Source organism: Aquimarina callyspongiae (assembly GCF_034322225.1).
Classification (GTDB): Bacteria; Bacteroidota; Bacteroidia; order Flavobacteriales; family Flavobacteriaceae; genus Aquimarina.
On sequence record NZ_JAXLPA010000004.1, the window covers coordinates 19983 to 31548 of the forward strand.

Annotated in this window: 13 protein-coding genes; 10 read left to right on the forward strand and 3 right to left on the reverse strand. The window is 28.8% G+C overall.

The genetic code is table 11. From position 1 onward, the window contains the following. Positions 1-108: 108 nt before the first annotated feature. On the reverse strand, positions 109-360 hold the full coding sequence (locus U0D62_RS16525; protein WP_322288432.1) for a type B 50S ribosomal protein L31: 252 nt from the start codon (positions 358-360) through the stop codon (positions 109-111). A gap of 124 nt (positions 361-484) precedes the next feature. Then, positions 485-976, reverse strand: a complete 492-nt coding sequence (locus U0D62_RS16530; protein ID WP_322288433.1) for a hypothetical protein — start codon at positions 974-976, stop codon at positions 485-487. A gap of 320 nt (positions 977-1296) precedes the next feature. Between U0D62_RS16530 and U0D62_RS16535 the strand changes: the two genes are divergently transcribed. Beyond that, positions 1297-1824, forward strand: a complete 528-nt coding sequence (locus U0D62_RS16535) for a DUF4199 domain-containing protein (protein ID WP_322288434.1) — start codon at positions 1297-1299, stop codon at positions 1822-1824. A gap of 95 nt (positions 1825-1919) precedes the next feature. On the opposite strand, the gene U0D62_RS16540 is transcribed toward U0D62_RS16535, so the two are convergent. After that, positions 1920-3608, reverse strand: coding sequence for a helix-turn-helix domain-containing protein (locus U0D62_RS16540; RefSeq protein WP_322288435.1), 1689 nt, complete (start codon positions 3606-3608; stop codon positions 1920-1922). 172 nt (positions 3609-3780) lie between these two features. On the opposite strand from U0D62_RS16540, the gene U0D62_RS16545 reads away from it, so the two are divergent. From U0D62_RS16545 to U0D62_RS16585, 9 genes are all read left to right on the forward strand, one after another. Continuing rightward, positions 3781-4305 carry a DUF4199 domain-containing protein gene (locus U0D62_RS16545; RefSeq protein ID WP_322288436.1) on the forward strand — a complete coding sequence of 175 codons (525 nt, stop codon included), beginning with the start codon at positions 3781-3783 and terminating at the stop codon, positions 4303-4305. Positions 4306-4448: 143 nt separating this feature from the next. Beyond that, a complete protein-coding gene (locus U0D62_RS16550; protein ID WP_322288437.1) occupies positions 4449-4976 on the forward strand; it encodes a DUF4199 domain-containing protein in 528 nt (175 codons plus the stop codon). Positions 4977-5118: 142 nt separating this feature from the next. After that, positions 5119-5646: a DUF4199 domain-containing protein gene (locus tag U0D62_RS16555; protein ID WP_322288438.1), complete on the forward strand. Its 528-nt coding sequence runs from the start codon at positions 5119-5121 to the stop codon at positions 5644-5646. A 74-nt stretch (positions 5647-5720) separates the two neighbouring features. Then, positions 5721-6245: a DUF4199 domain-containing protein gene (locus tag U0D62_RS16560; RefSeq protein ID WP_322288439.1), complete on the forward strand. Its 525-nt coding sequence runs from the start codon at positions 5721-5723 to the stop codon at positions 6243-6245. Between the two features lie 649 nt (positions 6246-6894). Next, positions 6895-7470, forward strand: a complete 576-nt coding sequence (locus tag U0D62_RS16565; protein WP_322288440.1) for an RNA polymerase sigma factor — start codon at positions 6895-6897, stop codon at positions 7468-7470. 53 nt (positions 7471-7523) lie between these two features. After that, positions 7524-8042 carry a DUF4199 domain-containing protein gene (locus U0D62_RS16570; RefSeq protein ID WP_322288441.1) on the forward strand — a complete coding sequence of 173 codons (519 nt, stop codon included), beginning with the start codon at positions 7524-7526 and terminating at the stop codon, positions 8040-8042. A gap of 159 nt (positions 8043-8201) precedes the next feature. Then, positions 8202-8726, forward strand: coding sequence for a DUF4199 domain-containing protein (locus U0D62_RS16575; protein WP_322288442.1), 525 nt, complete (start codon positions 8202-8204; stop codon positions 8724-8726). Between the two features lie 3 nt (positions 8727-8729). Beyond that, positions 8730-9677, forward strand: a complete 948-nt coding sequence (locus U0D62_RS16580; protein ID WP_322288443.1) for a glycosyltransferase family 2 protein — start codon at positions 8730-8732, stop codon at positions 9675-9677. 130 nt (positions 9678-9807) lie between these two features. Next, positions 9808-11538 (forward strand): phospho-sugar mutase, encoded by a 1731-nt coding sequence (locus U0D62_RS16585; RefSeq protein ID WP_322288444.1) that lies wholly within the window; start codon positions 9808-9810, stop codon positions 11536-11538. Positions 11539-11566: the final 28 nt, after the last annotated feature.

An 11566-nucleotide genomic window follows, 5' to 3' on the forward strand; every position in this document is an offset into this window, starting at 1 on the left:
CCAGGGTTAAATCAACCAATTATTTTAGTTTTTTAGATGTTCTGAAATAATGGTAAATAAAAAAGCCTTTCTGCTAAGAAAGGCCTTTATTAAATTCTTATGCTAGAATTACTTCTTGAATTTAGCATATTTATTTTTGAACTTGTCGATACGTCCTGCTGTATCAATAAGTTTAGATTTACCTGTATAGAAAGGATGAGAAGTTCTTGAAATTTCTAATTTCACTAACGGATACTCTACACCATCAACATCAAGTGTTTCTTTAGTATTCGCAGTAGATTTAGTTATAAAAACTTCATCATTTGACATATCCTTAAAGGCAACTAGTCTATAATTTTCTGGGTGAATATCTTTTCTCATTATTTTATATCTTATTCAATTTTCGAGGTGCAAATTTACAACTAATTTTTTAATCACAAAATATTTTTGATTAAAGAAATTGAAATTAATTTACTATAATCAACCCTATCTAAAGTTTAAAATATTATCCTCCTTCTCCAGATGCAGTTTCTTGGCAGTTACACGCCCAACCTAACAAAATTGCAAGCACTCCATCATCTGCATCCGAAACATCGCAACATCCTCGTTGGCTTCGATTACTTGAAAGACCAATTAAATATATTCTTAAGTCTTCAAATTGATCAGCAATGCTATAAAACTCTTCTGCAGTAAGATTTAGAGCTTCTAGCTGATAATAAACATTTAAAAATTCTTCTGTCTGATTTCCTAAAAATTCTTGGATTAATAGTTCTATTTCAGTTTGACTCAATTCTCCAGATGCTGATTTCTCGGAGAAAGAGTTAATAAAAGTTTCATATTTCCCTGTTTTAATTGCACTTTTATTAAATTCAATAATGGTTTGCTTTACCAAATATTCTTTTTGAGCTGATAAAATCTCCTCAGATCTATCGTCCTTTGAACAGGAAGTGATGAATAATAAAGAAATCCAAAATGTAAAAAGTAATAGTTTTTTCATAAGCTGTAATTTTGTTAATATTTTATCAATTTAAATTGGGGATGAAATTTCAAAGAGGTTTATTTCTATTTTAATCAACAATATAATTCAAACTAAACAACGCATTACCACACACTTAGCCTCAACTTTTGCTTGCTAAAATCTTTATATTCAAACATAAGCAAAGACCTTATTTTAATTACGGAAAAACCGTAATAATTTTATAAATATACGACAAAAACTTGGATTATATCGATAAAGTGCTCTTTTTATTGAAGTGTAACATTTTATTATATTTGTGACTTGAAGCCTAATAAACAAGTATCTAGCATCTTTACAGTATGGAAAAAACTACTATTTCTACAAAAAAATGCATCCTAAAATATGGAGTAATTCTAGGAATCGTATTAATTATATATGACATAATCTTATATATTACAGGGAATTCAATCAATAAAAATTGGATAAAGCCAATAATCGAATTAACTATACTTACATCCATAATCATTTATGGCATTTATGTTTTTAAATCACGTAATCAGGGCTTTTTAAAACTTGGACAAGCTTTAAAAATTGGAATCGGAATAGCTTTAATAGGAGGATTAGTTCCTTTTATTTGGAATTTTCTATTATTGAATGTCATTGATCCAGATTTACCCAATCAAATACTTCAAGCCAAGCCTGAAAGGTTATTATCGTCTGACTCTAAAATATCGCAAGAACAAATGGATAAAAGTATAGAAATTACTAAAACATTTAGTTCTTCATATATGTTAACAGTTTTTTTAACAGTTTCCAATTTATTTTTTGGATCACTTATTTCTTTATTCGCAGGTGCAATAATGCAAAGAAAAAAAGATGTTTTTTAGCTTGTGAACATCTTGGTATTTTTGTTTAATCAATATAATTTCCCTCGTAACTACTGTACTATTCCATTATTTTCTACCTTTTTATAAACTTAAAACTAAATATGCTTCAATTTATTTATAAATGATGAAGGATAAATCCCTGTTTTTTTATGGAATGCTTTTGAAAATGATTCGCTGTTTTTAAAACCAACCTCTTCAGAAATACCTTTTATAGAATATAATCTAAATTGTCTATCATCTTTTAATCGTTCTATTGCATAACCAATTCTAAGATCATGTAAATAATTAGAAAAATTCTTTCCTTTATAAACATTAATTATTTTTGATAAATAAGTTGAATTAGTATCCAATTCTTTGGCTAATACATTTAAACTATATTTTTTGCTTAGGTAGCGTTCTTTATTTTCAAAATCGTTCATCCCTTTCAAAACTCTTTCAATTACATTAGTAGAAATATTTAAATCATTAAGTTTCTTTTCATTCTCTTCTTTAAGCATTGATTCTGGATCCGATAATTGATTTGTATGAGAAACTATTGCTCTAAAACTTTTTTGATACCGTGCACGATCTTTATAAAGAAAAATTGTAGCACTAATAAATATAATAAGAAAAAGAGTCAATACTACTATAGTTATTCTCCAGGAAAACCCATCATCTTTTAAATTAGATATTCTAATATCATCCTTAAAAACGATTAAAGGAATATCATACTCTTTAATTACTTTCTTTATCGAATCCGTATAAACACTATTATATAAGCTATCTGTTTGGGAGAGTTTTTTAGAGTAGAGCAATCTTTGGTCAAAACTTTTTTCCTCTTCAAAATGATTCATCAATATTTTAAACCCTTCTATCATATCTGGAAGAATATTTTTCTCTATTTGAATCATCGAATCCATTTTAATTAAATAATGAATACTCTGATCCTTCAAATCAATTTCAGAATATATCTTACCTAAGTAATAATATGATAATGTTAACTCAGAGGTTCTATTATTATCCTGAAAATAAGAAAACGCTTTTGTTATACTATCAATTCCTTGTTTATATTTTTTTTCATGATAGTTAGTTATTGCAGAGTTTAAAACAAATGAATGGTATAATTGTTCATCTTTATTATTCAGTGATTTTTGAATTCCTCTTTTATTAAAATATGATGCTGAATCTAAAACATTTAGGTAGTTATATTCTCTAGCCAAAAAAAGAATATTTTTAACCTGATCTTTTAAATCTTTTTTAGATGCATATTCATAACATTTTTGAAAACTTTTCAGAGCTCCCCTATGCTCTCCTATCCAACTTTTTAATTGACCTACAGAACGATTACAAGAATACAATATCCTAAGGTTAGACTTTTGCAAGGCAATCTCTTTAGCTGCATTATAATTGTTTAATGCTTTTTTAAACATTCCCTTTGTTAAATAATAATCCCCTTTTAATAAATATCCATCTGCGAGAAACAGTTGATTTTTAGATTCTTTTGACAATTGAATAATACTATCCATATATACTAAATACCTTTCTTTTCCTTCATATAAATGAGAGATTAAAAAGAAGCCGCGAGTAGTAAAAAAATCTTTTTTTTCTTGCCTACCTTTTTCTATATATGTTTTAGCATAAACATAGGCTTTATCAGGTTCTTTTTTGTAGTTTTCAAAGAACAATTCATACAGCTGTAAATATCTTTTACCTTCTAAAGAATCAGGAATTTTAAAATCTGTCACTCTATCCTGAGCCAATACCTTACAGCTTAAAATAAGTACCAAAAACAATATTCTTTTCATTAAAAAACTAAAATTGATTTTAATTTACTTCATTATAAAAGAGAAAACTTAGCTAATAAATTGTAATAAAGCAAAATCAAAGATCGTTTATTTTTAAAAAGCAGAAAACTATTACTTAACTTAAAAATTAAGATATTTACCCCTTTAACCTCTAGCATATTATTACTTACTAATGAAAAAAAACATTGGCTCTATCAAAAAATGCGTCTTAAAATATGGAGTGATTCTTGGAATATTATCTATTACATATAATATTGTTCTTTACATTTTTAATAAGATTACGGAACAAAATTGGATAAAATCTATCATTGAATTAATTATTCTAATAATTATGATTATTTATGGAATATATAAATACAAAAAGAGTAATAATGACTTTTTAAAATTAAGCCAAGCCATCAAAATTGGAGTTGGAGTTTCCTTTATTGGCGGGATTGTAACTTTTATATGGTTTTTATTGTTATTGAATGTTATTGATCCCGATGTGTATAATCAGATAGTTCAAGCGAAGTTAAAAAGTGGAATATCAAATAATCCTGATATATCTCAAGGACAAATAGAGAGAAGTGTTTCGATTGCTGAAACTTTTAGTTCTTCTTATATGCTGACAGCATTTTTAACTGTTTCGAATCTATTATTTGGGTCACTTATTTCTTTGATCGGAGGAGCAATAATGCATAAGAAAAAAACTTTATAGCTAGTTCTAACTATAGTAGACCTTAAAATTATTTACACACTTTATTCTTTCCAATAGTATGTAAAAACCATACATTTCTAACCTTCATCATACCATTTGACTATATTTGAGGTAAGCACTTAATTATGTTTAATAACATAACCATGAAAGAAACCACTGTTCCTTCTATCAAAAAAATTATAATAACTTATGGATTGGTTTTGGGGATTATTCTTAGCTCACATAGAATAATTATCTACCTTACCAATAATATCACCAGTAATAATTGGGTAATAGCAGTAACCGAATTAATGTTATTAACTTCTGTAATTATTTATGGAATATATAAATATAAAAAGAGTAATGATGATTTTTTAAAACTAGGTCAAGCCATGAAAATTGGAATTGGAGTTTCCTTTATTGGCGGGATTGTAACTTTTATATGGTTTTTATTGCTATTGAATGTTATTGATCCCGATGTGTATAATCGGATAGTTCAAGCGAAGCTAAATAGTGGAATATCAAATAACTCTGACATATCTCAAGAACAAATAGAGAGAAGTATCGCTGTTTCTGAAACTTTTAGTTCTTCTTATATGCTGACAGCATTTCTAACTGTTTCTAATTTATTATTTGGGTCAATTATTTCTTTAATTGGAGGGGTGATAATGTATAAGAAAAAAACTTTATAGCTAGCTCTAACTATAGTGGATTTTAAAATTATTTCTACACTTTATTCTTTCTAATATAAGTAAAAACCATACATTTCTGACCTTCATCATATCATTTAACTATATTTGAGGTCAGCACTTAATTATGTTTAATAACTTAACCATGAAAGAAACTACTGTTCCTTCTATCAAAAAAATTATAATAACTTATGGATTGGTTTTAGGGGTTCTGGATGTTATATTTAAAATAACAACTTATTCAACCGATAAAATATTCAGTAAAAATTTGATAATACCTCTAATAAATTTATTTATACTAATCTTTGTAATTATTTACGGTATATACAAATACAAACTAAGTAATAAAGGCTTTTTAAAATTGAGCCAGGCTTTAAAAATTGGGATTGGCATTGCCCTAATAAGTGGTATAGTAATTTTTATTTGGTTTTTTTCATTACTAAATTTTATAGATCCCGAAATACATAATCAATTTATCCAGGCAGGTTTAAAAAGTGGAATGTCAGTGAATCCCGATATGTCTCAGGAAGAAATAGAAAAAAGCTTGAGAATCGCTGAAACCTTTAATTCTTCCTACATGAAAACTGCATTTTCCACAGTTTCTAATTTATTATTTGGGTCAATTATTTCTTTAATTGGAGGGGTGATAATGCATAAGAAAAGAGTTTTATAGCTAGTTCCAATTATTGATATACAAATTTCTGTTTTGAACATTTACGATGTTTCACCGTTTGAAAAACACTTAAAATGAAAAACAATACTCTATCAGCTAGAAATTATATTCTGAAATATGGTTTCGTTCTTGGAATTTTATCAGCTATTTATTCCTTTATTCTCTATTTAATAGGTAATATGACTAATGAAAATTGGTTGTTTCCAATTATAAGTGCAATCATACTTATTGGTGTCATCAATTATGGAATATATAAACATAAATTAGATAATAATGGTTTTTTAAAATTAGGAAATGCTATAAAAATTGGGATTGGTATTGTCTTATTTGGTGGAATAATTACAATTATTTGGAAAGCCATTTTATTTAATGTTATTGATCCTAATTTATCAGATCAAATGTTAAATGCAGAAATAGAGAGAATAATAGCTAATAATCCAGATTTATCACAAAAACAATTAGATAGAAATATAGCAATTGCAGAAAAGTTTGGATCTATTTATGTTAAATCACTATATGTTTTGATTGAAAATTTATTATTTGGATCAATTATTTCTTTGATTGGAGGAGTTATTATGCACAAGAAAAAAAGACTTTAGTCGGGATATTTATTATGTTTTGCATGAATTAACAATATTTCCTAAATACGCCTATTATAATTTAATCATTACTTTTTTCTATAAGTTCCTCTATCTCAAAAACTCTATCTCTAATCTATTATTATCAATATATTTTATTGTCTTAAATGCAAAAATCTACTTATCATCGTAATTTTTACTGTTATAAAAACCGAATAGATCGTTACATTTTTATAATATGTAAGTATGTACATAAACATTTTTAATTTTAGTAATTCTTACCATAAAAGGTCTTAAGATTTACAAAAAATATAGCCACCATCTTCTTTATTTAAAATATTTTATAGCTCTAAATAAGGTTTTATGACTGTATTATCTGTAAAAACCCACGTTTTTCATTCTAATTATCACAAACTTAACTACAAAAACACAAAAGTCTAATTATCAGATAATTACCACTTCATTTTTTAACCAAAAACAGGTCGATTTTTATAAATTAAGACTCATTTTGTTTGTATCAACCTTATTCTCCGCTATAGATTTGTAATCAGTTATTAAAAGTCTATTGTGAAACCTAATTCGCAGGTTGTTGAAAAAGTTAATCCAATTTTCAAGCACAAAATAACTTGTTAATCTATTAAACGAAATATTTAGGGATAAAAACAAAATTATGAGCAGAATGAATGAAGAAGAGATCAAAAACAGAATCGTATCGGGAGATGAAATTATTTTGAAATCATTTTATCATCAGCACTTTTCATATATAAAAAGTTACATTTCTAAACAAGGTGGATCAAAAGAAGATGCTGAAGATATTTTTCAAGATGCTTTATTATTAGTGTATCTAAAATTACGTTCTAATCAAGATGTAATTAATATTTCTGTAGCCGCTTATTTTAAAGGTATATGCAAAAATCTATGGCGAAATCATGTTCGTAATGAAAGGAAATGGGCTATGGCTGATATATTAACTGATGATTTTGAAGATGACCAAATATCCATCACAGAAGAAATTTTGAATAAAAACCGTAAAAATTTATTTAACACTTATTTTTCTACATTACATGGCAAGACAAAGCAACTATGGAAACTTATTTTTGAAGAAAAAAGCAGTAAAGAAATCGCATTAGAAACTGGATATACAGAAAAATATGTTCGCAAAAAGAAACACGACACAAAAAAGCAATTAATTCATAAGATATCAAAAGATCCTATATATCAAGAATTGGTTGAGTATGGTTCTTAATTTCAACTCATAACCTTTTAATATATTTGTTAAGTATTATTTAAAAAGTAATTATGCCAGAAACCAATATTTCTATCAAAAAATATATTTTAAGATACGGAGTGATTTTAGGAATTCTGTATGTTATATCTCGAGTTGTTATTGATTTAAACCACGATGCAAGCTCTATTCATCCTGTTTTGGATTTATCAGTACGAATTATAGTAATCTTATCAGGAATATATGCCTATAAATCCGCTAACGGAGGTTTCTTAAAATTAAGCAAAGCCATAAAAATTGGTATAGGTATTGCTGTATTAGCTGCGGTAATGCTCTCAGTTTGGAGTATTTTATTTCATACGATTATAGAACCTGATCACTTAGCTAAAAAATATGAGGTTCTAGAAGAGCAAATGATTGAGGATAATCTCACTATGTCAAGAAAAGATGTAAATCAAGGTCTGGAAGTATCAAAAAAAATAGGTTCACCCTATATTATGTCTATAATAACAATCACCTGGAATGCTTTATTAGGATTCTTTATTTCTTTACTTGGGGGAGCAATAATGTATAAGAAAAAAAGCCTTCTTTAATATTTTGCAATCTAAAATATCTAAGCAATAAAATTCCTTTATTTACTCGTAGCAAACTCATTTTAAATTCACCATTATAATATATTTATCACCCATACTTGTAACAATTTAGTATATTTGAATACTTATGGTTTATAGATAACCAAAACAACATTAATTATGGAAAATGAGAAAGCACCCGCTAAGAAAATTATTATTAATTACGGAATTATATTAGGTATAATCTCGGTACTTCTTGGTGTAGTAATGTACATTACCAATGAATATACAGATCCACATTGGATATACTCTGTTGCAGGATTTTTAATTCTTATTGGCGTAGTCATTTATGGTATTAAAGCTTACAAAACTTCTAACAATGGGTTCTTAACCCTAACAGATGCCTTAAAAGTAGGAATCGGAATTGCTATGATAGGTGGTATTATCGGCGCGATCTGGTCACTTACATTAACAACAGTGATTGAGCCCGATTATACACAACAGGTTCTTGATGCACAAAGAGAAAAAATGCTAGAAGATCCTAATATTACAGAAGAAATGGCTGAACAAAGTATTTCGATAATGGAAAAATTTAGTAGTCCTTTTATTAGTATTGCATTTTCTATAATAGGAAGCTTATTCTTCGGTTTTATTATTTCTCTTATCGGAGGTCTCATTATGCAAAAGAAACAAGATCTTTATTAACATATGAATATATCAGTGGTCATACCACTGCTCAATGAGCAGGAATCGCTAAACGAATTATACAATTGGATTGCAAAAGTTATGCAATCCAATTCTTTTTCTTACGAAATTATTTTTATTGATGACGGTAGTACAGATGGCTCCTGGAAAACCATCGATCTACTATCTCTAAAAGACTCCAATGTCAAAGGAATTCGGTTTCTGAAAAACTTTGGTAAATCCCAGGCATTACATGCTGGATTTAAAGAAGCCCAAGGAGATGTTGTGATCACAATGGACGCTGACCTGCAGGATAATCCAGAAGAAATTCCTGAAATGTATGATCTTATTAGTAACAAAGGGTACGATCTAATATCTGGATGGAAAAAAAAGCGGTATGACTCTGTAATTGCAAAAAACTTACCTTCTAAAGTATTTAATGCTGCAGCTCGCAGAACCTCTGGTGTCAAACTGCACGATTTTAATTGTGGACTAAAAGCTTATAAAAACATTGTTGTAAAAAACATAGATGTTCACGGAGAAATGCATCGATACATTCCTGTATTAGCAAAGAATGCGGGGTTCTCAAAAATAGGCGAAAAAGTAGTACTACATCAAGCCCGAAAATATGGTAAAACCAAATTCGGGATGAATCGATTTATAAATGGATTCCTTGACCTGGTGACAATATGGTTTATGTCACGTTTTGGTAAAAGACCAATGCATTTCTTTGGACTTATTGGAACAATACTTTTTATTGTAGGTTTTTTCCTCTCTCTCTATCTCGGAATAGATAAATTATTTATTGAAACCAAAGGAAGGCTTATTGCTCAAAGACCAGAATTTTATATCGCTTTGACTTCTATGATATTAGGAACACAGTTTTTTCTTGCTGGGTTTTTAGGAGAAATTATATTGACCAGTAAGCGCAATAAAGAACGTTATAACATTTCAGAAAAAATCCATCTTTAAGAGTATACCAGTTCTTAAATGATATTAGATTATAAAAAGATCTCTTTCATTAGGAATTATCCAATTTCAAAACTTAACTTTGCCCACTGTTAACTACACTTAAGAAAGCTTTTAAACCAAAAATACAACCATGCAAATCACAGATTCCTTAATAAATTCAAAAGTTGAAGAATGGTTTACACCAACCTTTGATAATGCCACACAAAAAGAAATAAAAAGAATACAAGATCAGGATCCAGAAGAGTTAAAAGAAAGCTTTTACAAAGACCTTGAATTTGGTACTGGAGGTATGCGTGGTATAATGGGTGTAGGAACCAATCGTATTAATAAGTATACACTAGGTAAAAGTACTCAAGGGTTAAGTAATTATTTAATACGCCAATTTAGTGATCAACAACCAAAAGCCGTTATCGCTTATGATTGTAGAAATAATAGTGATACGCTGGCGCAAATAGTTGCCGATGTATTTTCTGCTAACGGAGTTAAAGTATATCTTTTTTCCAGCCTTCGTCCTACTCCTGAGTTATCTTTTGCTGTGAGAGAATTAGGCTGTCACTGCGGTATTGTATTAACAGCCAGTCATAACCCTCCAGAATATAATGGTTATAAGGTGTATTGGCAAGATGGAGGGCAATTAGTACCACCACAAGACGCAGAAATTATTGCAGAAATCAATAGTCTTAAATATTCAGATATACAATTTGAAGCGAATACGGATCTAATACAAAAAATAGATCAGGAAATCGATACAGTTTTTATTGAACAAAGTGTAAAAAACGGAAGTTTTGTAGCTACTCAAGAAGCAAAAGATGATACTACAATTGTATTTACTTCGCTTCATGGTACTTCAATCACAGCAGTGCCAACAACGCTGGAAAAAGCAGGGTATAACAATGTTCATATCGTAAAAGAACAAGAACAACCTGACGGCAATTTTCCAACAGTAAAATCTCCAAATCCTGAAGAACCGGAAGCTCTGGCGATGGCAATGCAACTAGCGCAAGAAGTTAAAGCTGATATTGTAATCGGTACGGATCCGGATTGTGACCGATTAGGAATTGCTGTACGCAATAACAATGGAGAATTGCAATTGCTTAATGGAAACCAAACTATGATCGTTATGACTTGGTTTCTTTTAGAACATTATAAAAACAATAAAGGCCTTAACGGAAATGAATTTATAGCTTCTACTATAGTCTCTACGCCGATGATGAAAAGTCTTGCAGATGCTTATCAGGTAGAATATAAAGAAGTATTGACTGGTTTTAAATGGATTGCAAAACTTATTAAAGATTTTCCAGAAAAACACTTTATAGGAGGTGGAGAAGAAAGTTTTGGATTTATGGTTGGGGATTTTGTAAGAGATAAAGACGCGGTTACCTCTACTCTATTGGCCTGTGAAATTGTAGCCTACACCAAAGCAAAGGGTAGTTCTTTCTATAATAAATTATTAGAGTTATATACTGAATATGGTTTTTATAAAGAAAGTTTAGTTTCACTAGTAAAAAAAGGAATTGATGGCGCAGCAGAAATCAAACAAACTATGATTGATTTACGCAACGATCCTCCTCAATATATAAATGAAGAAAAAGTAGTGCTGATCGAAGATTACCAAACCGGGATAGCCAAAAACTTACAAGATCATACAGAAGAAACAATAGACATTCCTAAATCAAATGTATTAATTTTTTATACAGAAACTGGAAGTAAAATTGCTGCTCGACCTAGTGGTACAGAACCTAAAATCAAATTTTACATGAGTGTTCAGGAATCTCTGAGTACTATCACAGATTTTGATCAAGTACAACATCAATTAGACAACAAAATAGAATTGATCAAAAAAGATCTAAAATTAACGTAATAGCAGTATGTACTGCTGATAAATTATA

Coding starts and splice junctions, on each gene's coding strand:
- U0D62_RS16540 (WP_322288435.1), bottom strand. CDS start 3,608: ATGAAAAGAATATTGTTTTTGGTACTTATTTTAAGCTGTAAGGTATTG.
- U0D62_RS16555 (WP_322288438.1), top strand. CDS start 5,119: ATGAAAGAAACTACTGTTCCTTCTATCAAAAAAATTATAATAACTTAT.
- U0D62_RS16580 (WP_322288443.1), top strand. CDS start 8,730: ATGAATATATCAGTGGTCATACCACTGCTCAATGAGCAGGAATCGCTA.
- U0D62_RS16570 (WP_322288441.1), top strand. CDS start 7,524: ATGCCAGAAACCAATATTTCTATCAAAAAATATATTTTAAGATACGGA.
- U0D62_RS16575 (WP_322288442.1), top strand. CDS start 8,202: ATGGAAAATGAGAAAGCACCCGCTAAGAAAATTATTATTAATTACGGA.
- U0D62_RS16565 (WP_322288440.1), top strand. CDS start 6,895: ATGAGCAGAATGAATGAAGAAGAGATCAAAAACAGAATCGTATCGGGA.
- U0D62_RS16530 (WP_322288433.1), bottom strand. CDS start 976: ATGAAAAAACTATTACTTTTTACATTTTGGATTTCTTTATTATTCATC.
- U0D62_RS16560 (WP_322288439.1), top strand. CDS start 5,721: ATGAAAAACAATACTCTATCAGCTAGAAATTATATTCTGAAATATGGT.
- U0D62_RS16535 (WP_322288434.1), top strand. CDS start 1,297: ATGGAAAAAACTACTATTTCTACAAAAAAATGCATCCTAAAATATGGA.
- U0D62_RS16585 (WP_322288444.1), top strand. CDS start 9,808: ATGCAAATCACAGATTCCTTAATAAATTCAAAAGTTGAAGAATGGTTT.
- U0D62_RS16550 (WP_322288437.1), top strand. CDS start 4,449: ATGAAAGAAACCACTGTTCCTTCTATCAAAAAAATTATAATAACTTAT.
- U0D62_RS16525 (WP_322288432.1), bottom strand. CDS start 360: ATGAGAAAAGATATTCACCCAGAAAATTATAGACTAGTTGCCTTTAAG.
- U0D62_RS16545 (WP_322288436.1), top strand. CDS start 3,781: ATGAAAAAAAACATTGGCTCTATCAAAAAATGCGTCTTAAAATATGGA.